Raw genomic sequence first — 23359 nt, forward strand, 5'->3', positions numbered from 1 at the left:
GCGTTATCCGGCGAACTCGGGTTCGCTCTGACTTCCTCTTACTGACAGCGTCGCCAAGTCCCGAGCGTGCCAGCCCCCGTAGCAGATATTCGTTGCCAGCGGCGCATGCGCGAAGCGCGCGTGACGCTGGTGTTGTGCGGCTGTGCTTGTGTTTGCCGCGACGACGTATTCTCGCCTGGGTGCTACGAATTTACTGTCAGGGATTGTTAAATCCTTCAGGACGACGATAAGGCGGTGTAAGAAAGGCGGTTGGCATACTTAGGGGCATTGCCCCACCGTTTCTGAGCAGCGCCATCTGGTGTTCGTACACGTCGACTGCCTGGCATTCCTAATTCATCGCCGGAAAACAGCAGCGGCGAGATCCCGCCATGAAGATCCCGCCGTTGCAGCGAAGACAATCGCTATGGATTAGTGCTCGGGTTGCCGTTCGTTGCCCCGTTCGCCACCCTGGCTGGGAGCATGGCCGCCCTGGCCACCCTGAGGCGGCGCAGGCGGCCGTCCCTGTTGAGGCGCGGGTGCTGGCGCACGCATGCCGCCTTGCGGCTGGGGCGGCTGCGGACGAGCGTAGCCCTGCTGCGCGGGCGCCCCAGCCGGCGGGCGGCCGCCGAACTGCTGCTGCTCGGGCGGATGCCCCGCCTCGTGCGGACGCATCGTGGGCTGTTCCATGTTGCCGGGTGGGCGGCCCGCGCCCGGCGGCGGCATGTTGCCCGGCGCGCGCGGTGCTTCCTGATTGACGGGCGGACGGCCCGGTGCGCCATGCCACGCCTGTGCCACCGGCGGGCGGCCGCGTTCGGGGGGCGGCACGTGCTCCCATCGCTGCTGTTCGCCATACCACGGCCGGTCGCGATAGAAGCTGCCCCAGTAGGCGCCAAGCGAGAACGTCACGATCGGCAGGCCGATCGCCGCGCCGTAATTGGTGAGCGGCACGTAGCTGCCTTGGTACGGATAACTGAGATAACCACCGTAGACCCAGCCGCGCAGACCGGGCACCGTAACGTCACACCACGAATAATCGCCCACACAGCCCATCACGGTGACCGGCTGGCCGGGCGCCAGTTCGGCAACGACCGGATAGTCGCCGGAAGGCCCCGCATACAGATCCACGGGTTCGCTTGTGTAGGCCGCGGTTTGCGCGCTGGCGTCGGACGACGCAAGCACGAGACCGGTTACGAGGCACGCACTGGCGAGCGCAGACGCGAGCGCGCGCACGCGCGTCGTCTTGAGGCGCTTGAACATCATTTCTCCCTGTTCCAGCTCATTTGATTTGTTACTGCGCAATTCTCGTGCCCGCTGCTTGCAGCGGGTTATTCATTCTCTTCGAAGTAATGCCCGAACTTGACCTGCTTGGTGCGGATATACCGTTCGTTTTCCTCGCGCATCGGGATCGCGAGCGCCACGCGCTCGATCACGGGGAGACCATGCTGTCTGAGCGTGTCGAACTTCTTCGGATTGTTGCTCATGAGCCGCACCGACGACACTTTCAGCATACGCAGGATCGCCGCCGCCGAATCGTATTCGCGCGCGTCGTCGGGCAGGCCGAGATCGAGATTCGCCTCGACGGTGTCGCGGCCCTGCTGCTGCAACTGATACGCGCGGATCTTGTTCGACAGACCGATGCCCCGGCCTTCGTGACCACGCAGGTAGAGCAGCACGCCGCGGCCTTCGGCCGCGATATAGCGCAGCGCGAGGTCGAGCTGCTCGCCGCAGTCGCAGCGGTAGGAGCCGAACACGTCGCCGGTCAGGCATTCGGAGTGGAGCCGCGTGAGCGTGGGCTCACCGCTGCCCACGTCGCCCATGACGAGCGCGAGATGCTCGGCCCCGCCGTCCTTCACCCGGTAGACATAGGACTCGAACGTGCCGTAGCGGGTCGGCAGCGTGGCAGTCGCGTCTAGCACGACGCATTCGTTGGCGTTATCGCCGTCCGCACAGGACGACTCAGGAAGCGTAGGCATGATCTGGAGCAAGAAACTGGCAAAAACCGGCACGGGGCCGGGTTGAAGTTCGGAACCGGAGTTTACCGCCATTTGCTCCACCCCGCCGCGCCGTGCTTGGGTGGCGGCTCCGGGGACTACCCGGAAAGCGGTTCGAGCGCGCCGCATGCCCCCGGCATAAATGGTGCGACCCCGCGCATACCCCGACGACGCCCGGCACGCCAGCGGCCTATACTGGAGTGGCTTTCCAATGGCTTGACGGGCAAAACGCCCGGCCTGCCGCGCCGCGCAATGACTGGACAACCAGAAGGACGAAGAGGGGTCGCCCTATGACAAGCGTTGCACAGGTACTCAAATCGAAGCCGGAACAGGTGGTGTACACGATCGAAGCCTCCGATTCCGTCTATAACGCAATCCGCCTGATGGCCGACAAGCAGATCGGCGCGCTGCTCGTGACCGACGGTCCAACGATCGCCGGCATCGTCACGGAGCGTGACTACGCGCGCAAAATCGTGCTGATGGACCGATCGTCGAAAACGACCGCCGTGCGCGACATCATGAGCGCGCACGTGCGCTTCGTCGAGCCGAACCAGACCACCTACGACTGCATGGCGCTCATGACCGAGCGGCGCATGCGCCACCTGCCCGTCATGGACGGCGGCAAGCTTGTGGGAATGGTGTCGATCGGCGACCTGGTGAAGGAAATCATCGCCGAGCAGAAGTTCACGATCGAGCAGCTCGAGCACTACATCACCGGCGGGCCGGGCGCCTGACTTCGAAGTCCGGCCGTCTCCAAACCGCCAGATGTGAAAAAACGCCCAATCCCGACGGGGTTGGGCGAAGCCACCTTTCGGCGGCGGAGGTTCCACGTATGAAAAATCGCGCGAATGGCGTGCGCGGCGGCGGGCGGCGCAGGCGCAACGGTGTCCTGCTTCGCCGATATCGGTTGGGAGCCTTGCTGGGTGGGGCCGCTGCCGGGTCATCTTGCGCGGGCGTCTGAGCCTGCTCGAAGCGCCCGGGCGCCCGCCTGCACGGGAGCGGCCATCCTGTGGCCGCTCGATGTCGCCTCGCGCCGGTGTCTGAGCGACGGCCGTTTGCAGCTCGCGCTCTACCTGGGCTTTGGCGCGCTCTGACGGCGCGCCCTGCCCGGTTATGCGCTCAACTACCCGCGTGGTTGCCCACTTAGTTGCCGAAATACACCGATTGCGACGGGCGCATCGTGGCCGGCTGGCCCGATTGCGCTGAACCCGAGGTCGACGGGCCGTAGCCGCTCGTTTCGGCTACCGGCGCCTGCGCCACGCCTTCCTGCTGGTTCACGCGGGCTTCTGCGGCCTGGATGTCGGCCGGATACGTCGCATCGTTGGCGGTAGCCGGGTTATAGCCGGCCTTCTCGAGCTGGATCAATTCGGACTTCACTTCGGCGCGCGTGACCGGACCGTTGTTTTGCACCTGGGCAAACGAAAGGGCCGGAGCAGCCAGGAGAGCGGCGACGAATGCGGCTTGAATCAGGGTACGGGACTTCATGGTCATGACCTCCATCACTTGTTTTATGCCGGCAGCGGTGTCTGGATGCACCGCCAAACCAGTGATTTCAGTTTATTGAGACGAGTGACCAGGGGAAACCCTTAATTTGAGAAAATACACTTTCAACCAAAGCAACAATGCCGCGCGCATGAGTCGTCCCGCGAGCGCCCTGCGGCGCGGCGCTTCCAGTGGCGCTTGCGCAAGTCACAACGGGGCGGCACTGCCATCCAGCAGCTTGCGCGGCCCGCTCACGAACCGGCTGCCCAGTTCATAGAAGCGCAGCGGCCGGTCCATCTCCCGCGAGAGCCCGATGCGCGTCGTCACCCCCACGGGCCGCTCGGGTTCTTCCACCCGGCCGATCCAGAGTCCGTGGCCGCGGCACAGGTCGACGCCGTCGAAGGCCGCCGCAATGCCGAACGCCTGCGAGAGCCGTCCCGGCCCGCGCGCGAGATCGCGCAGCGGGACGCCGGGTCGCAGCGCCTCCATCGCGCCGATGCCTTCGAGCGGCTCCAGCGCGCGAAACAGGATGCCCGCGCCCACGTCCACAGCTTCGCTCGACATGTTGAACATCCATGCGCTGCCGTAGGTGAGCCGGACATGCGCATGACCGCGCTCGAGAAACATCGCGGCGTTATAGGGCCGCCGTCCGATATAGGCGTAGCTCGTGGAGTCGCCCACGGGATACGCTTCGACTTCGACGAACCGCCCGGCCATGCGCCCGCGCGCCAGCTCGCGCACGAGATATTTGCCGACCATGAAGCGCGCCAGTTCGGCGGTATCGAGCGGCAGGTCGTCGCGGCGCAGCGGCAGGATCGTCGTCGTCATCGAAGCGTTCTCAGGTCGGTCGGCACGGGCATGGCGATTTCGCGAACCGGCAGAGTGTAGCGCCCCGCCGCCTACCGCTTGCTCACGCGCGGCTGGCCGTTGCGCTACCATCGTCCGCATCTCTGCGCGAACGGTTCGCGCGACCTCATGACCCGGCGCGCGTCGTTCGACGATTCGTCACGACCGGGCGGGCGCCACAGAAGGAGCCGCAAGATGAACGAACAAAGCGCAATTCAATTTCTCTCGACCGTGCGCAAGCCGCTGCTCACGCTGCACAAGGCGATTCTCGACCACGAGCGCAAGGAGTACGAACGCGAGTTCGGCCCGGTGACGCCGGCGGCCTTCCTGCAGGTGCTCATCAACGGTTCGGGCTTTCGCTGGCTCATGCCGCTCTCGACGGTGATCGCCAACGTCGACGAAACGCTCGACGCCAAGGACGCGAGCCCCGAGGACCGTATCGGCGCGGCGGAAGGTGTGGCCGCGCTCTTTTCCGGCGAGGAATCGGCGGAGTTCTACGAGCGCTATCAGGCGCTGTTGCAGGCGAGTCCCGAGATCCTGCATTTGCATGGGACTGTTGCACCGCTGCTCAATGCGCTGAAGAACTGAGTTCCATTCAACCGCGCGGCGCCTTGCGAGGTGCCGTTGCCTCGGTTGCCTCGGCCACTGCGCTGCCGCGCTTGCCCTTCGCGGCTGAGAGACGCCGCCAGAGCGTCGTCTTGCTGATGCCGAGCATCTCGCACGCGCGGTCGCGGTCGCCGTTACAGGCGTCGAGCGCAGCGCGGATTTCGTCGGCTTCGGTGTTGAGGCTGCGCTCGCGCAATGTGAGCGCGCCCTCTGCCGCAATCGCCGCCACCGCTGCGGCGCCGCTCGCCGCGCGGCGCGACTCGAACACCTCCGGCGCAATCGAGCGCAGCACGTCCGGCGTCAGCACGTCCTCTTCCGAATCGGCCAGCTCCACCACCATCCGTTCGACCACGTTCTGCAGCTCGCGCACGTTGCCAGGCCACGTGTGCTGCGCGAGCGCGTCGCTCACCAGTGCGAGCGTGCGCGCCGCGTCTTCGGGCGTGCGAATGCGTACGGCCACGCGCGGCTCGCGGCGCGAGGCCTGAAACAGCAGTTCGCTCGCCAGCAGCGCGATGTCGGCGCTGCGCTCGCGCAGCGGCGGAATGGCGAGATTGAGAATGTTCAGCCGATAGAAAAGGTCCGCGCGAAACTCGCCCGCCTCGATCTGCTCGGTGAGCGCGCGGTGCGTGGCGGCGACCACGCGCACGTCCACGCGCGTGGGTTCCGTTGCGCCAAGGCGCACCACCTCGCGCTCCTGCAGCACGCGCAATAGACGGCTTTGCAGCGGCAACGGCATCTCGCCGATTTCATCGAGAAAGAGCGTGCCGCGGTGCGCCGCCTCGATGAGCCCCACCTTGCCGCCGCGCCGCGCGCCCGTGAACGCGCCCTCCTCGTAGCCGAACAGCTCGCTCTCCAGCAGCGCCTCGGGAAACGCGCCGCAATTCATCGCGACGAACGGAAAATCGCGCCGTGGACTCTCGCGATGAATGCCCTGCGCGATCATCTCCTTGCCGGTGCCGCTCTCGCCGCGTATGAGCACGGTGGCGTCCGACTTCGCATAGCGCCGCGCAAGCTGGCGCACGCGCTCGATGCCAGGCGTTGCGCCGCTCAGGTCGTCCAGGCGATAGCGCGCGACGAACTGCTGCGTGCGCTGACGCGAGCGCAGCGTGCGGTCGAGCCGCTCCACCGCACGCGACTCCTGGAACGTGAGTACGGCGCCCGTCGTCACGCCGTTGTCGACGAGCGGTCCGCGATGCACGACATAGCTCACGCCACGCACGGTCTCGAGCGATTCGCCATCGGTTTCGGGCAGTGAGAAGGCGATGTCGGGCGCGAGCGCCGCGAGCGACTGCCCCGCCGCCGCCGCCGGATCGATGTCGAGCACGGCGGCGAGGCGCTGGTTGATCGCCTCCACGCGGCCGCGCGCGTCGAGCGCGACCACGCCATCGCGCAGATGCTGCAGCACGCTGTCGAGCCGCTGGCGACGCTGCGTCTCGCGCCAGGTGGCCTGCACGAGATCCAGCGCGGTGTCGAAGGCCGCGCGCACCGACGGCCGCGAGTAGACGAAAAACGGCACGAGCCCGAGCCGGGCCGCGAGATCGTTGACGAGGCCCGGCCCCACGACCGCGCCCACGCCGCGGTCGCGCAGGTCGAGTACGCAGGCTTCGGCGTCCTGGACCGTGCGGTATTGGCCGAACACGACGTCGATGCCGTAAGCGCTGGCAAAGCGGCGCACCTCCACGGGCGTCTCGCCATAGGTCACGAGCGCGACGAGATCGGCTTCGCGCCGCGCGCGGGCGAGCGCCTGCATGACGTCGAAGCCGGTGGGCTGCACGAGCACCACGGGCACGTCGATGCGCGCCTTCAGGTAGGTGCCGTTCGAGCCCGCCGCCACCACCACATCGGGCCGCTGGCTGGGCCCCGCTGCGGCGATTTCGGCCACGGCTTCCTCGAAACCGCGCGGCACCACGCGCAGGTCTGCGAGTTCGTCGTATTCGCGGGCGATGTCGCGAAAGAGATCGCGCAGGCGGCTGATGCCCATGGCCCACACACGCGGGCGGATCGCGGAAGAAGCGGGAGCAGGAAAGCGGTTCATGATGTCCAACGATGTGTCCAACGGCGCGGTCCTGGCCGGTGTGGCCGGTGTGGCCGGTGTGGCCGGTGTGGCCGGTGTGGCCGATGGGGCCGATGGGGCCGATGTGACCGCAAGCCGGCCGTCAGCCTGATTTCACATTATCGCGCGCGGATTTCATTTTTGAAATCTCGATTTCACCGAAGAAATCAGGGCCTGCAACGCGGCTTGGCGAAACCTACACAAAATCAATGCGTTAGCCTCCTTGCGCGGAGCTGGCACGCTACCTGCAGTATGGGTCGGCGATTCAATTGGAGACATCACGCATGAACAACACTTCCCCCGCAAGCGCCGGCGCGCGATTCCGCGCAGCCGTGGCCACCGAACAACCGCTGCAGGTCGTCGGCGCCATCACCGCTTATGCGGCAAAGCTCGCGCAGGCGACCGGCTTCAAGGCCGTCTATCTCTCGGGCGGCGGCGTGGCCGCCAACTCGCTCGGCGTGCCGGACCTCGGCATCAGCACCATGGACGACGTGCTGATCGACGCCCGCCGCATTACCGACGCCGTGGACATTCCGCTGATGGTCGACATCGACACCGGCTGGGGCGGCGCCTTCAACATCGCGCGCACGATCAAGTCGTTCATCAAGGCGGGCGTGGCGGCCGTGCACCTGGAAGACCAGGTGGGCCAGAAGCGCTGCGGCCATCGCCCGAACAAGGAAGTCGTGGCGACTGGTGAGATGGTGGACCGCGTGAAGGCCGCCGTGGACGCGCGCACCGACGACCAGTTCGTCATCATGGCCCGCACCGACGCCGCCGCCGTGGAAGGCATCGACGCCGCGATCGAGCGCGCGGTGGCCTACGTGGAAGCGGGCGCGGACATGATCTTCCCCGAAGCGATGAAGACGCTCGACGACTACCGCCGCTTCCGCGCCGCCGTGAAGGTGCCGATTCTCGCCAACCTCACGGAATTCGGCTCGACGCCGTTCTTCACGACCGAAGAACTCAAGAGCGCGAACGTCGATATCGCGCTCTACTGCTGCGGCGCGTATCGTGCGATGAACGCCGCCGCGCTGAACTTCTACGAGACCGTCAAGCGCGACGGCACGCAAAAGGCCGCCGTCTCGACGATGCAGTCGCGCGATGACCTCTACAAGTACCTCGGCTATCACGCATACGAAGACAAGCTCGACGCGCTCTTTGCCGCGAAGAAGTAACGCTGGCCATACAGCCAATAGACACATAGAGAGGAAGACACCATGAGCGAAGCAGAAAACACCACGCAAGCCGCCGGCGGATTCAAGCCGAAGAAGTCCGTTGCGCTTTCGGGCGTGGCGGCGGGCAACACGGCGCTGTGCACCGTGGGCCGCACCGGCAACGACCTCCACTACCGCGGCTATGACATTCTCGATCTCGCGACCGCATGCGAATTCGAAGAAGTCGCGTACCTGCTCGTGCACGGCAAGTTGCCGAACACCGCGGAACTCGCCGCGTACAAGGCGAAGCTCAAAGCGATGCGTGGCCTGCCGGCCAATGTGAAGACGGCACTGGAAGCCGTGCCCGCCTCGGCACACCCGATGGACGTGATGCGCACCGGCGTCTCGATTCTCGGCACCGTGCTGCCCGAGAAGGACGATCACAACCTGCCGGGCGCGCGCGATATCGCCGACCGCCTGATGGCGTCGCTCGGCTCGATGCTGCTGTACTGGTATCACTTTTCGCACAACGGCAAGCGCATCGAAGTCGAAACCGACGACGACTCGATCGGCGGCCACTTCCTGCACCTGCTGCATGGCCGCGCGCCGTCGAAGTCGTGGGTCGACGCGATGCACGTGTCGCTCAATCTGTACGCCGAGCACGAGTTCAACGCCTCGACGTTCACTGGCCGCGTGATCGCGGGCACGGGCTCGGACATCTATTCGGCCATCACGGGCGCGATCGGCGCACTGCGCGGTCCGAAGCACGGCGGCGCGAATGAAGTCGCGTTCGAGATCCAGTCGCGCTACGAGAACGCCGACGAAGCAGAAGCCGACATCCGCGCGCGCGTGGAAAAGAAGGAAGTCGTGATCGGCTTCGGCCACCCGGTGTACACGATCTCGGACCCGCGCAACAAGGTCATCAAGGAAATCGCCAAGAAGCTCTCGAAGGAGCAGTCGAACCTGAAGCTGTTCGACATCGCCGAGCGCCTCGAATCGACGATGTGGGAAGTCAAGAAGATGTTCCCGAACCTCGACTGGTTCAGCGCCGTGTCGTATCACATGATGGGCGTGCCGACCGCCATGTTCACGCCGATCTTCGTGATCGCGCGCACGGCTGGCTGGAGCGCGCACATCATCGAGCAGCGCATCGACAACAAGATCATCCGCCCGAGCGCGAATTACACGGGTCCGGAGAATCTGAAGTTCACGCCGATCAGCAAGCGCTGAATGAGGCACACCAGTCGCCCGGACGGACTATGACGTCCGCACGACTGGGAGACGGCGGCGCGCGCGTATAGAGTGAAGACATTCGCTCGAGGCGCGCGAGAGCCGCCGCCAACCCACTACATCTTTGGTCCCCAAGCCGTGAATACCGCCTACCGCAAGTCCCTCCCCGGCACCCGGCTCGATTACTTCGACGCGCGCGAAGCCGTCGAGGCCATCCAGCCCGGCGCCTACGACACGCTGCCGTACACCTCGCGCGTGCTCTCCGAAAACCTCGTGCGGCGCTGCGACCCGGCCACGCTCGCCGCTTCGCTCAAGCAGCTCATCGAGCGCAAGCGCGACCTCGACTTTCCGTGGTTCCCGGCGCGCGTGGTCTGCCACGACATCCTCGGGCAAACCGCGCTCGTCGATCTCGCGGGCCTGCGCGACGCCATTGCCGACCAGGGCGGCGACCCTGCCAAGGTGAATCCGGTCGTGCCGGTGCAGCTGATCGTCGACCACTCGCTCGCCGTGGAATGCGGCGGCTTCGATCCGGACGCGTTCAACAAGAACCGCGCGATCGAAGACCGTCGCAACGTCGACCGCTTCGACTTCATCAACTGGACGAAGAAGGCCTTCAAGAACGTCGACGTGATTCCGCCGGGCAACGGCATCATGCACCAGATCAATCTGGAAAAGATGTCGCCCGTGATCCAGGCGCGCGACGGCGTGGCCTTCCCCGACACCTGCGTGGGCACCGACAGCCACACGCCGCATGTGGACGCGCTCGGTGTGATCGCCATCGGCGTGGGCGGCCTCGAAGCCGAAAACGTCATGCTTGGCCGCGCCTCGTGGATGCGCCTGCCCGATATCGTCGGCGTGGAACTCACGGGCAAGCGCCAGCCCGGCATCACCGCAACCGACATCGTGCTCGCCCTCACCGAGTTCCTGCGCAAGGAAAAGGTCGTGGGCGCGTACCTCGAGTTCCGTGGAGAGGGCGCGTCGAGCCTCACGCTTGGCGACCGCGCCACGATCTCCAACATGGCGCCCGAATACGGCGCCACGGCGGCGATGTTCTTCATCGACAACCAGACGCTCGACTATCTGCGCCTCACGGGCCGCGAAGAAGAGCAGGTCAAGCTCGTCGAAACCTACGCGAAGACGGCAGGCCTGTGGGCCGACACGCTCGCTCACTCGCAATACGAGCGCACGCTCACGTTCGATCTGTCGAGCGTGGAGCGCAACATGGCCGGCCCGTCGAATCCGCACAAGCGCCTGCCCACGTCCGCGCTCGCCGAGCGCGGCATTGCGGGCAAGTGGGAAGAAACGCCGGGCCAGATGCCCGACGGCGCCGTGATCATCGCCGCCATTACGAGTTGCACGAACACGAGCAATCCGCGCAACGTGATCGCAGCCGCCCTGCTCGCGCGCAACGCGAACGCGCGCGGTCTCACGCGCAAGCCGTGGGTGAAGAGCTCGCTCGCGCCGGGCTCGAAGGCGGTCGAGCTTTACCTCGAAGAAGCCGACCTGCTGCCGGATCTGGAAAAGCTGGGCTTTGGCATCGTCGCGTTTGCGTGCACCACGTGTAACGGCATGTCGGGTGCGCTCGACCCGAAGATCCAGCAGGAGATCATCGACCGCGACCTGTATGCGACCGCCGTGCTCTCGGGCAACCGCAACTTCGACGGGCGCATTCACCCGTACGCGAAGCAGGCGTTCCTCGCCTCGCCGCCGCTCGTCGTCGCGTATGCGATTGCGGGCACGATCCGCTTCGACATCGAACGCGATTCGCTCGGCACCGACAACGACGGCAAGCCGGTGTACCTCAAGGACCTCTGGCCGACCGACGAAGAGATCGACGCCATCGTCGCGAAGAGCGTGAAGCCCGAACAGTTCCGCAAGGTGTACGAACCGATGTTCGCGGTGACGGCGGCCAGCGGTGAAACGACCGACCCGCTCTACGACTGGCGCGCGCAAAGCACGTATATTCGCCGTCCGCCGTACTGGGAAGGCGCGCTGGCCGGCGAGCGCACGTTGAAGGGCCTGCGCCCGCTCGCCGTGCTTGGCGACAACATCACGACGGACCACCTCTCGCCTTCGAACGCCATCCTGGCGAACAGCGCAGCGGGCGAATACCTCGCGAAAATGGGCCTGCCCGAAGAGGACTTCAACTCGTACGCCACGCACCGCGGCGACCACCTCACGGCACAGCGCGCGACCTTCGCGAACCCCACGCTCATCAACGAGATGGCCGTGGTGGACGGCGCGGTCAAAAAGGGATCGCTCGCGCGCATCGAGCCGGAAGGCAAGGTCACGCGCATGTGGGAAGCGATTGAAACCTACATGGAACGCAAGCAGCCGCTCATCATCATCGCGGGCGCCGACTACGGCCAGGGTTCGTCGCGCGACTGGGCGGCCAAGGGCGTACGTCTCGCGGGCGTGGAAGTGATCGTCGCGGAAGGCTTCGAGCGTATTCACCGCACGAACCTGATCGGCATGGGCGTGCTGCCGCTGGAGTTCAAGGCGGGCACGAACCGCACGACGCTCGGCATCGACGGCACGGAAACCTATGACGTGATCGGCGCGCGCACGCCGCGAGCCGACCTTACACTCGTGATTCACCGCAAGAGCGGCGAGCGCGTGGAAGTGCCGGTCACCTGCCGGCTCGATACGGCCGAAGAAGTGTCGATCTACGACGCAGGCGGCGTGCTGCAGCGTTTCGCACAGGACTTCCTCGAGTCGTCGCAGGCAGCGGCATAAACGGGAAACGGGCGGCGCGGTGGTAACCGCAGTGGCACCCCCGCGCCGCCCTTCGTTTCAGGACAACACATGGCACACGTACCCCAGATCAAAATCCCCGCCACCTATATCCGCGGCGGCACCAGCAAAGGCGTGTTCTTCCGCCTTCAGGATCTGCCTGCTTCGGCGCAGCAGCCAGGCATTGCGCGCGACAAGCTGCTCATGCGCGTGATCGGCAGCCCCGACCCGTACGGCAAGCAGATCGACGGCATGGGGGGCGCCACCTCCAGCACGAGCAAGACCGTGATCCTGGCGAAGAGCAGCAAACCCGACCACGACGTGGACTACCTGTTCGGCCAGGTCGCGATCGACAAGGCCTTCGTGGACTGGAGCGGCAACTGCGGCAATCTCTCCGCCGCCGTGGGTCCGTTCGCGATCAGCGGCGGCCTCGTCGACCCGAGCCGCGTGCCCGATAACGGCGTGGCGACCGTGCGCATCTGGCAGGCCAACATCGGCAAGACGATCATCGCGCACGTGCCGATGACGAACGGCCACGTGCAGGAAACGGGCGACTTCGAACTGGACGGCGTGACCTTCCCCGCCGCCGAAGTGCAACTCGAATTCCTCGACCCGGCCGCCGAAGAAGAAGGCGCGGGCGGCTCGATGTTCCCCACCGGCAACCTCGTAGACGACCTCGAAGTGCCGGGCGTGGGCACGCTCAAGGCCACGATGATCAACGCAGGCATTCCGACGATCTTCGTGAACGCCGAAGCGATCGGCTACACGGGCACGGAATTGCAGGACGCGATCAACAGCGACGCAGAGGCGCTCAAGAAGTTCGAGACGATCCGCGCGCACGGCGCGCTGCGCATGGGCCTCATCAAGCACCTCGACGAGATCGCCACGCGCCAGCACACGCCGAAAATCGCCTTCGTGGCGAAGCCCACGGGCTACACGGCGTCGAGCGGCAAGCGAGTGGAAGCTGGCGACGTCGATCTGCTGGTGCGCGCCATGTCGATGGGCAAGCTGCACCACGCCATGATGGGCACGGCAGCCGTGGCGATCGGCACGGCTGCGGCCGTTCCGGGCACGCTGGTGAATCTCGCGGCGGGCGGCGGCGAGCGCAGCGCGGTGCGCTTCGGGCACCCGTCGGGCACGCTGCGCGTGGGCGCGCAAGCGCGCCAGGAGAGCGGCGAATGGACGGTCACGAAGGCCATCATGAGCCGCAGCGCGCGCGTGCTGATGGAAGGCTGGGTGCGGGTGCCGGGAGACGCGTTTTAAGAGGCGGTATTAAGAAACGCGCTGTTTGCGGTGATGAAAAAACCGCCCTGACGCTGCGAGGTGTCAGGGCGGTTTTGTTTTAGCGCAGTGTTTTCCAACTTAACGACAGGACTGGCGTTGGACACATCAAAATCCGCGTCGTTTGATGGTCGGGCAGTAGAAACCCGGGCGCCCCACGCCGCGTTCAGCCCTGCATTCAGCCCTGCGGCGACGACGGCAAATACGGCATCGGATCCACGGGCTTCCCGTCACGGCGCACTTCGAACAGCACCGCCACGCGGTCGTTGTTCTCGCTGCCCATCTCGGCAATCTGCTGGCCCTGGTGGACCGTATCGCCGGTCTTCACGAGCAAACGTCGGTTATGCGAATACGCCGTGAGGAAGTCCTTGTTGTGCTGGACGATGATCAGGCTGCCGTACTCGTTCAGGCCCGTGCCCGCGTACATGACCTTGCCGTCGGCGGCGGCGATCACCGGGTCGCCGGCCTTGCCCGCAATCTCGATGCCGCGCGTCGTGCCCGCCGCGAACGGCTCGACCACGCGGCCATGCGCCGGCCACACGAGCGCGACGCTGCTCGCGTGGCGCGCCACCTCCGCGGCAACCTGGCGGTTTCCGGCCGAGTTCGCGGTGGAATTCGCCGCTGCGCCGCCAGCCTGCGGCGCGGCCACCTGAACGGTGATCGTCTGCTTCGACACCAGCTTGATCGACTGACCCGCGCGCAAGTGGCTGTTCGGCTTCAGGTGGTTCCAGGCGGTCAGATCCTTCACTGAAACGCTGTGCTTTTGTGCGATGCGCGCAAGCGTGTCGCCGCGGCGCACGCGTACGTACGTCGTTTTCGTGACGACGCGCGTCACGGGCGCACTTGCCGCCTGTTGCGAGTTGGCGCCGGCGGCCGTTGCATCCGAAGCCGGGCTCGCCGCTGCCGCCGTGTCGGGCTGCGGCTGTTGCGGTTGCTGCTGGTTCATGTCGGCACAGCCGCCCAGCAGGGCCGCCAGTCCCAACGCGGCCCAGAACCCCTTGAGACTGCGTTGACCGATACGATCGTCTTCGAACATTGTTCTCTCCTGCGGCACCTGCCGCCGTGCGATGCAGCGAGTGGCGCCTGGGACGGTCTGCTGCGTGTGCCGCGCTCCCGTATTCCTGGCGTTCCAGCTCGTCTGCGCCGGTCCGCTTCGATCTGCGTCTAAATCGACTGCATCCCGAGCGATAAACATTCAACGCACGCCATCGCCGCATTAACGAACGGGCGTGCCATCTCAAAATCGATCCGGCATTGTAAAGCGCAACTCCCCTGAATCAGCCCAGGGAGAACACTTTGAAACAACTCTTAAATACGCGAATTCTCGCCCCGCGAACCACGGTCAAAGGGCCAAAAGGGAGCGCTCACACCGGCGTCCGTGCGGCGTTTGCCGCGTCAGCACGGTCGTGCCCCTTCCCCTGCCTTATCGGCACATGCCCTGGAAACTTGAACGGCGCATGGGTCACGTCTGCTGAAAGGCATTTGAAATTACGGTAGTATCGGCGGCGTCAACGTAAACCCTGGTCTTAGGGGAACCCTTGCGCATTCTTCTGGTCTTTTCCTGCGCTTGTCGTGCAACCACCCTGGTGGATGCTTCACGGTTCCCTGCGCCTGACGCCCCGCGAACCTCGCCCGAATTCCTGAATTCCTGATTTTTCCAGGTAGGTACTTCCAGCATCTGCCCGCCCGGCCCGTCTGCATCACCGGCTGCCTCATCGTCTGCCGTGTGCGCCCCACGCCGGCCCGGCCTGCTGCCCCAACATGTCAAAGTCATCCAATCGTCTAGTCGAACTCGATTTCTTCCGCGGCCTCGTCCTGCTCATCATCGTCGTCGATCACATCGGCGGCAGCATCGTCTCGCGCGTCACGCTGCACGCCTACGCGCTATGCGACGCGGCCGAGGTGTTCGTCTTCCTCGGCGGCTTCGCCACCGCCACGGCGTGGGCCACACTCTGCGCGCGGCGCACCGAAGCCGCGGCACGGCAGCGCTTCATCAAGCGCGCATTCGAGATCTACCGTGCGTTCGTCGTGACGGCGCTCTTGATGCTGCTCGTCACCGCGATTCTCGTTGCCTGCAACGTGGATGCGCCCAACCTCGCCACCACGGACCTCGACGATCTCACGCTCGCGCCTGCCGCCGCGTTGCGCGACATCGTGCTGCTGCGCCGCCAGCCCTATCTGGCCGGGGTGCTGCCGATGTACGCGTGCTTCGCCCTCGCTGCGCCGCTCGCGCTGCCGCTCGCGCGCACGCGGCCGTGGCTGCTGCTGGCCGTGAGCCTCGTGCTCTGGGGCGCAGCACCCCATCTCGCGCCGTGGTTGCCGCACGTCGAAGACGTGCAATGGGACTTCAACCCGTTCGCCTGGCAGCTGATGTTCGTGCTCGGCGTGATCGCGCAGGCGCAACCCGTGTTCCAGCGGGTGAGCGCACACCGTTTCGGCGTGGTCGTCACGCTCGCCGCGCTTGCCGTCGTGGCGGGCGCCGCAATCTATCGCCTGCAGCTTGGCAACGTCGCGCTCGACGCCGACTTCAAGCGCAACCTCGCGTGGTTCCGCGCGCTCAACTTCCTCGGCATCGCGTGGCTCACGGCGCATGTCATCCGGCTCGGCTGGGCGAAGCGCGTGGCGCATGCGCTGCCGTGGGTGGGACTCGTCGGCCAAAAGGGGATGCTCTCGTTCGTGGCCGGCGCCGTGATCTCGCTCACGGTCGACTCGGTGCTCTACTGGTACACCGACGGCTATCTGAACGTGCCGCTCGGCCTGTGCGCCGACGCAATCGCGATCACCGCGCTGCTGCTCGTCGCGCGTGCGTCCGACCCGCTCAAGCGTCTGCTGCCTTCGCGCGCCAAAGCTTCCGCCTGAAACGATACGGCTCGCCGCCAGCGAGCGGCGCGCCGGCTCGCCGATCACGGCTTCCGGCGCGCGCGGGCGGCTGCTAGCATGATGACCCCGCGCCGCCGGCGCGCCACCGCCCTCGACGTCCCTGCCATGCGCAGACTCCTTCGCACCGCGCTGCTCCCCCTCGCACTCTCATGCGCGGCATTCGTCACGCCGGCGGCGCCCGCCGCGGCGAGCACGATCGCGGTCCGCACGTTCCACTCGGCGGCGCTCGAGCGCGACTGGCCCTACGTGGTGTATCTGCCGAACGGCTATCGCGCCGACCAGCGCCGCTACCCGGTCCTCTATCTCCTGCATGGCAACAACGGCGAGCCCATGGACTGGGTTACGCAAGGCCAGCTGCAGACCACCGCCGACACGCTGATCGCCCGTCACGAGATCCCGCCCGTGGTGATCGTGATGCCGCAGGGCGGCACCGACTGGTACGTCGACCGCAAGGAAAAGATGGAGACGGCGTTCTTCCAGGACCTGATGCCCGAGATCGAGTCGCACTTCGCCGTGGACGATACGCGCGAGGGGCGTGCGATCGGCGGGGTGTCGATGGGCGGGTTCGGCGCACTGCGCTACACGCTCGAGCACCCCGACATGTTCTGCGGCGCGCTGCTGCTTTCGCCGGCGGTCTATGCGAGCGACCCGCCGCCCAGTTCGGCGGCGCGTCATGTGGGCGTGTTCGGCGAGCATCAGTTCGACGTGCAGATCTGGCGCACGCTCAACTATCCGGCGCTCTGGAGGGCGTATTTCGCGCGGCCCTGGCGCGTGCCGTTCTTCATCGCCGCCGGCGACGACGACCTCGTGATCCAGGCCGAGTCGTCGCTGCTCTACACGCGGCTGCGCGAGGCGGGCAATACGGCGGCGCTGCGCATCGTCGACGGCGGCCATGTGTGGCCGGTGTGGCGCGAACTGCTGCCGGCCGCGCTCAAGTACACGCTCGCCTGTTTCCGCTGAGCGAGGCGCGCGGGGCGCCTCGTAGACGGAGCATGGATCACTCCGCCCAGTTCACCCAAAGCACCATCAGCACGGTCATGAGCGCCGGGCCGATGAAGATGCCGATCAGGCCAAAGGTCGTCGCCCCACCCAGAATGCCGAACAGCACGAGCAGAAACGGCAGGCGCGTGGAATTGCCGATCAGCACGGGCCGCACGAAATGCTCGGCGACGAACACCACCACGAATCCCCAGACCGCGAGCGCGGCTGCGGCGATCAACGAACCCTGAATAACGAGCCACAGCGCCGCGCCGCAGAACACGATGGGCGCGCAAAACGGCAGCATGGCCGCGATGGCCGTCACGGTGCCGAGCAGCGCCGCATGGGGCACGCCGGTCGCGATATAGGCGGCGGCCAGCAGCACGCCCTCGCCGAGGCCCACGACCACGAGCCCCGTGACCGTGGCACGCACGGCGGCGGCCATGCGCTGCAGCAGCTGCGCGCCGTCGCTGCCGAAGGCGCGCCGCGCACCGCGCATCACCGTGGCTGAAAGACGCGGGCCCGCCCGGAACATCACGAACAGCGTGACGAGCATGAAGCCGAACGTCATCGTCGCGTGAGCGGCGCGCGCGCCGAAGTGACGGCCGAACGAGGCAATCGTCTCGCCGTGCAGGCTCTTCATGGCCGGAGAAGCCTTGAGCGGCTGGGTGAGATTGGCCTGCCACCAGTCGCTCACCTGGCGGCTGCCCACCGGCAGATGCGCAACGAAATCGGGCACCGGCACGCCGTTCTCCTGGGCGTCGTGCAGCCAGAGGTACAGCTCGTGGGCCTCGCCGCCTGCCTGAATGGCCGTGACGGCGATTGGCAGGACCACGAGCAGGCCGATCGCGGCCGTGAGCAGCGTGGCGATCAGCGTCTTGCGGCCCTTGAACCAGGCGCGGCGCTCGATCGCCTGATAGGCGGGCCACAGAACGATGGCAAAGACGCTCGCCCAGGCCACGGCGGGCACGAACTCGCGCACGATCCACAGCGCCAGCAGCACGAGCGTGGCGTACAGCACCGCCGAGGCGGCGCGCTGGATTTTCTGCTCGTTTGCGGAGTTCGGAGCAGGCGGACGATGAATCATGTAACCTCGTGAAAATTCAAAAACAGATGCTCGGGTTTTATGGCGGCGCAACCGCGGTATTGCAAGTCAACGCGGTGCAGCAAGTCAATCGAACCGGGCCGGTCTTCCCTCAGATTCATCTCCGCCCCAGCCGTTCCGTCCCCAACCTGGAACGCCCTCCAGGCGCCCGTTTTCGGGCCGCTCGATGTCGCGTTACGTACAACAGTGCGTTGCACAAATTCGAGATGTCGACCCTAATCCGCCGCAAACCCCCATTCCTTCGTTAATCGCAACGTGTCGCAGGCCGATTGTTGCTAATAATGGAATGGTGTTTCAACGGCGACAGAATGGCACTTGTCGGCGCGCAGGAATACATTCGCGGCACCACACTTACGGAGCCGACAATGAAGAAAAAAGCGTGCCTCTCGCTTGACGGAGCCAACGGTGAGCGTATCGAGATACTCGAGCAGACGGATACGGCGTTGGTAATCCGCTGGGTCGAACCCGGGCGCTGCCATTATGGCGAACAGCGCTGGCGCCGCCGCTCGGCGCATTCTTCGGGCACCTGCGCCGTGTCGCGCCGCAAGATCCGCCGCGGCGACGCCGTGTTCAAGCCGGCCGAACGCCCCGCCCCGCTCAATGCCTCCGTCATGATCGCTGCCGAAGTGTTCGGCGACCTCATCGGCGCGGAACTGCCGAAGTAAGCGCGGCGACGCTGCCTGAGCGCCTTCAACGTGGTGCGCGAGGCGCGAGCGAAATCGCCCGAGCGGCGTGGCGCGGCGCAAAGCCCGCCGATGCAGCGCACAATGCCGCCACCCGCGCGAGCACATCGGCGTCGAAAGCCGCCGCGCGCGGGCCCGAGCGGTCCACGTGCAAGAGCAACTGCTCGCTCGCCGAAACGGGCGAGGCCTGCGCATCGTCGATTTCCCCCGCGAACATCTCCAGATACAGCCGCACGCGTTTCGCGTCGTGCTCGATCACGCGCACGTCGACGCGCACCGGTGTGCCCTCCTTGATCTCGCGGAAATAGTTCAGGTGCGCTTCCAGCGTGTACATCGACCGGCCGCGCGCATCCCGCACAGCCGCATCGAGCCCGATGGCGTCGAGCAGCGCGTCGGTCGCGTAGCTGTAGATCAGCATGTAGAACGCGTCGCGCAGGTGGCCGTTGTAATCGACCCACTCCGCGCGCACCGTGTCGCGGTAGACCACGAGCGCCGTTTCATTCGTCATCCAGTCTCCTCTCCCATCTACACATGCGGTGCCCGCGTGCAGGCGGGAGCAGTGTAACCGCAGACCGCGCTCGCCGCCGCGACGCCGGCATGCTCCGGCGCTGCCGCATGCGCGCTCGCGTCGCCGTGCACGCCTCGCGCCGCTGCGGTAAGGTTGAACGGTCGCGGCACAGCCGCCGCAATCCGAACGCAAACCCAACGCCCTTCAACCGGCGCCGCCCGCGCGGCGCTTCGCGAGGCCAAGGCCATGGCAGAAAACACGCCCCCGCTTCCGTTTCCCCCGCAGCAGTTCTCGCTCGACGTGATGCTCGAGAAGTACGCCAAAGGCGACGAGCAAACCGCCGACGATATCTACCGCCGCGTCGCACGCGGCATCGCGGCGGTCGAGCCGCCTACGCTGCGCGCCGAGATCGAGGCGCGTTTCGTCGACAACCTGCGCCACGGCGCGCTCGGCGCGGGGCGCATCATGAGCGCGGCGGGCGCCGGCATCGAAGCCACGTTGATCAACTGCTTCGTGCAACCGGTGGGCGACAGCATCCAGGGCGTGGACGACGAAGGCCGCCCCGGCATCTATGTCGCGCTGCTGCAGGCCGCCGAAACCATGCGGCGCGGCGGCGGCGTGGGCTACAACTTTTCGGCGATCCGGCCGCGCGGCGCACACGTGAAGTCGACGGGGTCGAGCGCATCGGGCCCGTGCAGCTATATCGACGTGTTCGACGCCTCGTGCCGCACCGTGGAAAGCGCGGGCTCGCGGCGCGGCGCGCAGATGGCCGTGCTCGACTGCGATCACCCCGACCTGCCCGAATTCATCGAGGCCAAGCACTCGAAGGGGCGCTGGAACAACTTCAACGTCTCGGTCGCGGTGACCGACGAATTCATGCGCGCCGTGGAAAACGACGCGCCCTGGCAACTCGTGCATCGCGCCGAGCCCTCGCCCGCACTGCGCGCTTCGGGCGACCTGCGGCGCCGCGACGACGGCCTGTGGGTCTACGCCGAAACGCGCGCCCGCGCGCTGTGGGACGCGATCATGCGCTCGACCTACGACGTGGCCGAGCCTGGCGTGGTGTTCATTTCGCGCATGAACGAGGACAACAATCTGCGCGCGCTCGAAAGCATCCGCGCGACCAACCCGTGCGGCGAGCAGCCGCTGCCCGCCTATGGCTGCTGCAACCTCGGGCCGCTCGACCTCACGCGCTTCGTGACCGAACCGTTCGCGCAAATGCGCGGCGGCAAGGCGGATTTCGACTGGGATCAGCTCGCCGAACGCACGCGCATCCAGGCGCGCTTTCTCGACGACGTGCTCGACGCCACGCTCTGGCCGCTGCACGAGCAGCAGGCCGAAGCGGCGGCCAAGCGGCGCATTGGCGTGGGCTTCACAGGACTCGGCGACACGCTCGTGATGCTCGGCATCCGCTACAACTCGCCCGAAGGCTGCGCATTCGGTGCGCGCGTGGGACGCACGATGCGCGACGCCGCCTATCGCGCGTCGGTCGAACTCGCGCAAGAGCGCGGCGCTTTCCCGCTTTTCGACGCGAAAACGTACCTCGACGAAGGCACTTTCGCCTCGCGCCTGCCCGACGACCTCAAGGCCGAGATCCGTGTGCACGGCATCCGCAACAGCCATCTGCTTTCCATCGCGCCCACGGGCACGGTGAGCCTCGCGTTCGCCGACAATGTCTCGAACGGCATCGAGCCCGCGTTCTCGTGGACCTATCAGCGCACGCGCCGCATGGCCGACGGCAGCCGCGAAACGTTCAACGTCGAAGACCACGCGTGGCGCCTGTACCGCGAACTGGGCGGCGACGTGAACGCCCTGCCCGCGTATTTCGTGAGCGCGCTGGAAATGAGCGCGCAGGAACACATCGCGATGATGGCGGCCGTGCAGCCGTACGTCGACACGTCGATCTCCAAGACCGTCAACGTGCCGGCGGATTATCCGTTCGAGGACTTCGAGAACCTCTATCTCGACGCATGGCGGCGCGGCCTCAAGGGTCTCGCGACCTACCGGCCCAACGAGACGCTTGGCGCGGTGCTGCAAACACTGCCGCCCGAAGCGGCGGCAACCGCCGACGACGCGCTCGGCGACGCCCTGCTCGACCCGCTGCGCGTTGCGATCGACCATCGGCCCAAGGGCGAGCTGCCCGCCGTGATCGAGAAAATCGAGTACATCACGCAGACGGGCAAGGTGTCGCTCTACGTCGCGGTGTCGTTCCTCGAAGTGACAGGCCACGTGGGCGGCGAAGCGGTGACAATCGAGCGGCCTATCGAATTCTTCATCCCCGTGGGCCAGCGCGACGAGCAGCAGCAATGGATTACCGCAACCATGCGTTCGCTCTCGCTCGCGGCGCGCGGCGGCTTTGTCGCGCGCAACCTGCAGGACTTGCGCAAGGTCTCGTGGGACCGCGGCCAGGTGCGCTATGGCGAAACGCAGCGCCTCGACGGGCGGCGCATTCCGCTGTGGCACGACTCCGAGGTCGCGGCCATTGCCTACGCAATCCAGCAGATCCTGCACCGGCGCGGCTTTCTCGATGCCGAAGGCCGGCAAGTGCCGTCACGGCTGCTCGCGCAGCGGCGCGACGGCGCGCTGGCCGCGCAATTCACCGGCAACGCGCGGGCTGGTGCTGAGCAGCCCGGCGACCAGGTGCTCGATGGCGACAATGCGCTGCCGGCCGATGCGCAGCACGCGTTCGCCCATGCAATGCTCGGCCGCAAGTGCGGCTCGTGCGGGGCGAATGCGGTGATCCGCAAGGATGGCTGCGACTTCTGTACGGCGTGCGGAGAGATTGGGACTTGCGGTTGAGGTCTCGCGCTCAAGCCCGGGGCGGCGCGGCGGCCGCCCTGTGTGCTTTCCTCCCCTCAAGATACCCCGCAAACCCCTGCGCCAGCGCATTGGCCTCCCCGCTGCGCACGAGTCGTAGCACCTGCGATTCATAAGGATTGCTTTCCAACGGCCGGAACACCACACGCCCGCCGCCCGTCGCCCCAAGCGCAGCGGGGACGAGCGCGACGCCCATGCCGAACTCCACCATCGTGACGACGGTTTGCCAGAGCCGCGCTTCGTGGCGAATCTGCGGACTGAATCCAGCCTCTACGCAGGTCGCGATGATCTGATCGTGATAATGCGGCGACACCGAGCGCGGAAACAGAATGAACGGTTCGCGCGCGAGCGTGCCGAGTTCGATACGCCGCCTGCGCGCAAGCGCGTGCCCTTCCGGCAGGCAGCAAAGAAACGGCTCGGAAAACAGCACCTCCGACTGCACCTCGGCAGGAAAGCGCCCCCAATGCGCGAAACCCAGATCGATCTGCAAGCGCTGCAGCGCCTGCACCTGCTCGGCCGTGTTCATCTCGCGCAGCACCACTTCCACGGCAGGATGATCGGCCTCGAAACGCCGCACCGCCTCCGGCAACCCGCGATACAGCATCGAATTGACGAAACCGACGCGCAGCCGCCCCGCCAGCCCGTGCGCGGAGCGCGCCGCGATGCGCCGCACTTCGTCGGCCTGCTCCAGCAGCCGGCGCGCCTCTTCGAGCAGCACGTTGCCCGCGTTGGTCAGCGCGACGGCCTTGTTGGTGCGTTCGAGCAACTGCACGCCTAGCTGTTCCTCGAACTTGCGGATATCGAAGCTCAGCGCCGGCTGCGAGATGAAGAGCCGGCGCGCCGCGCGCCCGAAGTGCAGCTCTTCCGCAACAGCCACGAAATAGCGCAGTTGCTTGAGTTCCATGGCGGGCTCCTTCGGCGTTTCATCGATAGATGGCGCTTATCGTACATGACATCGGTTGTATTGGACCGTTATCGAAGCCGCGCCTAAGCTACGCCGAATCACATAGCAAAACAGCACGGAGACAGCACA

The 23359-nt window shown here is 66.3% G+C and carries 21 protein-coding genes; 12 read left to right on the plus strand and 9 right to left on the minus strand.

Annotated features, from left to right (window positions below; genetic code table 11):
* Positions 1–408: 408 nt before the first annotated feature.
* Both U5A65_RS15010 and ribA read right to left on the minus strand, forming a co-directional pair.
* Positions 409–1239, minus strand: a complete 831-nt coding sequence (locus tag U5A65_RS15010) for an SH3 domain-containing protein (protein WP_321935770.1) — start codon at positions 1237–1239, stop codon at positions 409–411.
* 65 nt (positions 1240–1304) lie between these two features.
* Positions 1305–1952, minus strand: a complete 648-nt coding sequence (gene ribA, locus U5A65_RS15015) for a GTP cyclohydrolase II (protein WP_321910476.1) — start codon at positions 1950–1952, stop codon at positions 1305–1307.
* A gap of 308 nt (positions 1953–2260) precedes the next feature.
* Here ribA and U5A65_RS15020 point away from each other — a divergent pair, with 308 nt between their 5' ends.
* Positions 2261–2704 (plus strand): CBS domain-containing protein, encoded by a 444-nt coding sequence (locus tag U5A65_RS15020; RefSeq protein WP_321910474.1) that lies wholly within the window; start codon positions 2261–2263, stop codon positions 2702–2704.
* Between the two features lie 150 nt (positions 2705–2854).
* The gene (locus U5A65_RS15025) at positions 2855–3064 is read left to right on the plus strand and encodes a hypothetical protein (protein ID WP_321946717.1); all 210 of its coding nucleotides are present in this window, start codon (positions 2855–2857) and stop codon (positions 3062–3064) included.
* A gap of 49 nt (positions 3065–3113) precedes the next feature.
* On the opposite strand, the gene U5A65_RS15030 is transcribed toward U5A65_RS15025, so the two are convergent.
* Positions 3114–3455: a DUF4148 domain-containing protein gene (locus U5A65_RS15030; protein WP_321946718.1), complete on the minus strand. Its 342-nt coding sequence runs from the start codon at positions 3453–3455 to the stop codon at positions 3114–3116.
* 204 nt (positions 3456–3659) lie between these two features.
* Complete coding sequence (locus tag U5A65_RS15035) at positions 3660–4280, minus strand: DNA-3-methyladenine glycosylase (RefSeq protein WP_321946719.1); 621 nt, start codon at positions 4278–4280, stop codon at positions 3660–3662.
* Positions 4281–4493: 213 nt separating this feature from the next.
* Here U5A65_RS15035 and U5A65_RS15040 point away from each other — a divergent pair, with 213 nt between their 5' ends.
* Entirely contained in the window at positions 4494–4886 is a 393-nt protein-coding gene (locus U5A65_RS15040) for a hypothetical protein (RefSeq protein ID WP_321910470.1), read from the plus strand.
* A gap of 7 nt (positions 4887–4893) precedes the next feature.
* On the opposite strand, the gene prpR is transcribed toward U5A65_RS15040, so the two are convergent.
* Positions 4894–6939, minus strand: a complete 2046-nt coding sequence (gene prpR / locus U5A65_RS15045) for a propionate catabolism operon regulatory protein PrpR (protein WP_321946720.1) — start codon at positions 6937–6939, stop codon at positions 4894–4896.
* On the opposite strand from prpR, the gene U5A65_RS15050 reads away from it, so the two are divergent.
* The 5 genes from U5A65_RS15050 (at position 6938) to prpF (ending at position 13337) form a co-directional block, all read left to right on the plus strand.
* Entirely contained in the window at positions 6938–7069 is a 132-nt protein-coding gene (locus tag U5A65_RS15050; RefSeq protein WP_321946721.1) for a hypothetical protein, read from the plus strand. The genes prpR and U5A65_RS15050 overlap by 2 nt on opposite strands.
* Positions 7070–7241: 172 nt before the next feature.
* Entirely contained in the window at positions 7242–8132 is an 891-nt protein-coding gene (prpB, locus tag U5A65_RS15055) for a methylisocitrate lyase (protein ID WP_321910468.1), read from the plus strand.
* 42 nt (positions 8133–8174) lie between these two features.
* Positions 8175–9341 carry a 2-methylcitrate synthase gene (prpC, locus tag U5A65_RS15060; protein WP_321910466.1) on the plus strand — a complete coding sequence of 389 codons (1167 nt, stop codon included), beginning with the start codon at positions 8175–8177 and terminating at the stop codon, positions 9339–9341.
* A gap of 138 nt (positions 9342–9479) precedes the next feature.
* Positions 9480–12077 (plus strand): Fe/S-dependent 2-methylisocitrate dehydratase AcnD, encoded by a 2598-nt coding sequence (acnD, locus tag U5A65_RS15065; RefSeq protein ID WP_321946722.1) that lies wholly within the window; start codon positions 9480–9482, stop codon positions 12075–12077.
* Positions 12078–12146: 69 nt separating this feature from the next.
* On the plus strand, positions 12147–13337 hold the full coding sequence (gene prpF, locus U5A65_RS15070) for a 2-methylaconitate cis-trans isomerase PrpF (protein WP_321946723.1): 1191 nt from the start codon (positions 12147–12149) through the stop codon (positions 13335–13337).
* A 196-nt stretch (positions 13338–13533) separates the two neighbouring features.
* Here the strand turns inward: prpF and U5A65_RS15075 are convergent, their stop codons facing one another.
* Positions 13534–14391, minus strand: coding sequence for a peptidoglycan DD-metalloendopeptidase family protein (locus tag U5A65_RS15075; protein WP_321910461.1), 858 nt, complete (start codon positions 14389–14391; stop codon positions 13534–13536).
* Positions 14392–15116: 725 nt separating this feature from the next.
* Here U5A65_RS15075 and U5A65_RS15080 point away from each other — a divergent pair.
* Together U5A65_RS15080 and U5A65_RS15085 are read left to right on the plus strand one after the other, a co-directional pair.
* A complete protein-coding gene (locus U5A65_RS15080; RefSeq protein ID WP_321910459.1) occupies positions 15117–16214 on the plus strand; it encodes an OpgC domain-containing protein in 1098 nt (365 codons plus the stop codon).
* 126 nt (positions 16215–16340) lie between these two features.
* Entirely contained in the window at positions 16341–17195 is an 855-nt protein-coding gene (locus tag U5A65_RS15085) for an alpha/beta hydrolase (protein WP_321946724.1), read from the plus strand.
* A gap of 37 nt (positions 17196–17232) precedes the next feature.
* Here the strand turns inward: U5A65_RS15085 and U5A65_RS15090 are convergent, their stop codons facing one another.
* Positions 17233–18300, minus strand: a complete 1068-nt coding sequence (locus U5A65_RS15090; RefSeq protein WP_321910455.1) for an AI-2E family transporter — start codon at positions 18298–18300, stop codon at positions 17233–17235.
* A 383-nt stretch (positions 18301–18683) separates the two neighbouring features.
* Between U5A65_RS15090 and U5A65_RS15095 the strand changes: the two genes are divergently transcribed.
* On the plus strand, positions 18684–18983 hold the full coding sequence (locus tag U5A65_RS15095; RefSeq protein ID WP_158759490.1) for a DUF3331 domain-containing protein: 300 nt from the start codon (positions 18684–18686) through the stop codon (positions 18981–18983).
* A 25-nt stretch (positions 18984–19008) separates the two neighbouring features.
* On the opposite strand, the gene U5A65_RS15100 is transcribed toward U5A65_RS15095, so the two are convergent.
* Positions 19009–19509 carry a thioesterase family protein gene (locus tag U5A65_RS15100; protein ID WP_321935776.1) on the minus strand — a complete coding sequence of 167 codons (501 nt, stop codon included), beginning with the start codon at positions 19507–19509 and terminating at the stop codon, positions 19009–19011.
* Positions 19510–19755: 246 nt separating this feature from the next.
* Here U5A65_RS15100 and U5A65_RS15105 point away from each other — a divergent pair, with 246 nt between their 5' ends.
* Positions 19756–22308, plus strand: coding sequence for an adenosylcobalamin-dependent ribonucleoside-diphosphate reductase (locus tag U5A65_RS15105; protein ID WP_321946725.1), 2553 nt, complete (start codon positions 19756–19758; stop codon positions 22306–22308).
* A gap of 10 nt (positions 22309–22318) precedes the next feature.
* On the opposite strand, the gene U5A65_RS15110 is transcribed toward U5A65_RS15105, so the two are convergent.
* Entirely contained in the window at positions 22319–23230 is a 912-nt protein-coding gene (locus U5A65_RS15110; RefSeq protein WP_321910448.1) for a LysR family transcriptional regulator, read from the minus strand.
* Positions 23231–23359: the final 129 nt, after the last annotated feature.

This window comes from Paraburkholderia sp. J10-1 (assembly GCF_905220165.1).
Classification (GTDB): domain Bacteria; phylum Pseudomonadota; class Gammaproteobacteria; order Burkholderiales; family Burkholderiaceae; genus Paraburkholderia.

What these genes read in the sequence shown, in the direction of transcription:
- U5A65_RS15010 (WP_321935770.1), bottom strand. Translation starts at nt 1,239, where the DNA reads ATGATGTTCAAGCGCCTCAAGACGACGCGCGTGCGCGCGCTCGCGTCT.
- ribA (WP_321910476.1), bottom strand. Translation starts at nt 1,952, where the DNA reads ATGCCTACGCTTCCTGAGTCGTCCTGTGCGGACGGCGATAACGCCAAC.
- U5A65_RS15020 (WP_321910474.1), top strand. Translation starts at nt 2,261, where the DNA reads ATGACAAGCGTTGCACAGGTACTCAAATCGAAGCCGGAACAGGTGGTG.
- U5A65_RS15030 (WP_321946718.1), bottom strand. Translation starts at nt 3,455, where the DNA reads ATGAAGTCCCGTACCCTGATTCAAGCCGCATTCGTCGCCGCTCTCCTG.
- U5A65_RS15035 (WP_321946719.1), bottom strand. Translation starts at nt 4,280, where the DNA reads ATGACGACGACGATCCTGCCGCTGCGCCGCGACGACCTGCCGCTCGAT.
- U5A65_RS15040 (WP_321910470.1), top strand. Translation starts at nt 4,494, where the DNA reads ATGAACGAACAAAGCGCAATTCAATTTCTCTCGACCGTGCGCAAGCCG.
- U5A65_RS15050 (WP_321946721.1), top strand. Translation starts at nt 6,938, where the DNA reads ATGATGTCCAACGATGTGTCCAACGGCGCGGTCCTGGCCGGTGTGGCC.
- prpR (WP_321946720.1), bottom strand. Translation starts at nt 6,939, where the DNA reads ATGAACCGCTTTCCTGCTCCCGCTTCTTCCGCGATCCGCCCGCGTGTG.
- prpB (WP_321910468.1), top strand. Translation starts at nt 7,242, where the DNA reads ATGAACAACACTTCCCCCGCAAGCGCCGGCGCGCGATTCCGCGCAGCC.
- prpC (WP_321910466.1), top strand. Translation starts at nt 8,175, where the DNA reads ATGAGCGAAGCAGAAAACACCACGCAAGCCGCCGGCGGATTCAAGCCG.
- prpF (WP_321946723.1), top strand. Translation starts at nt 12,147, where the DNA reads ATGGCACACGTACCCCAGATCAAAATCCCCGCCACCTATATCCGCGGC.
- U5A65_RS15075 (WP_321910461.1), bottom strand. Translation starts at nt 14,391, where the DNA reads ATGTTCGAAGACGATCGTATCGGTCAACGCAGTCTCAAGGGGTTCTGG.
- U5A65_RS15080 (WP_321910459.1), top strand. Translation starts at nt 15,117, where the DNA reads ATGTCAAAGTCATCCAATCGTCTAGTCGAACTCGATTTCTTCCGCGGC.
- U5A65_RS15085 (WP_321946724.1), top strand. Translation starts at nt 16,341, where the DNA reads ATGCGCAGACTCCTTCGCACCGCGCTGCTCCCCCTCGCACTCTCATGC.
- U5A65_RS15090 (WP_321910455.1), bottom strand. Translation starts at nt 18,300, where the DNA reads ATGATTCATCGTCCGCCTGCTCCGAACTCCGCAAACGAGCAGAAAATC.
- U5A65_RS15095 (WP_158759490.1), top strand. Translation starts at nt 18,684, where the DNA reads ATGAAGAAAAAAGCGTGCCTCTCGCTTGACGGAGCCAACGGTGAGCGT.
- U5A65_RS15100 (WP_321935776.1), bottom strand. Translation starts at nt 19,509, where the DNA reads ATGACGAATGAAACGGCGCTCGTGGTCTACCGCGACACGGTGCGCGCG.
- U5A65_RS15105 (WP_321946725.1), top strand. Translation starts at nt 19,756, where the DNA reads ATGGCAGAAAACACGCCCCCGCTTCCGTTTCCCCCGCAGCAGTTCTCG.
- U5A65_RS15110 (WP_321910448.1), bottom strand. Translation starts at nt 23,230, where the DNA reads ATGGAACTCAAGCAACTGCGCTATTTCGTGGCTGTTGCGGAAGAGCTG.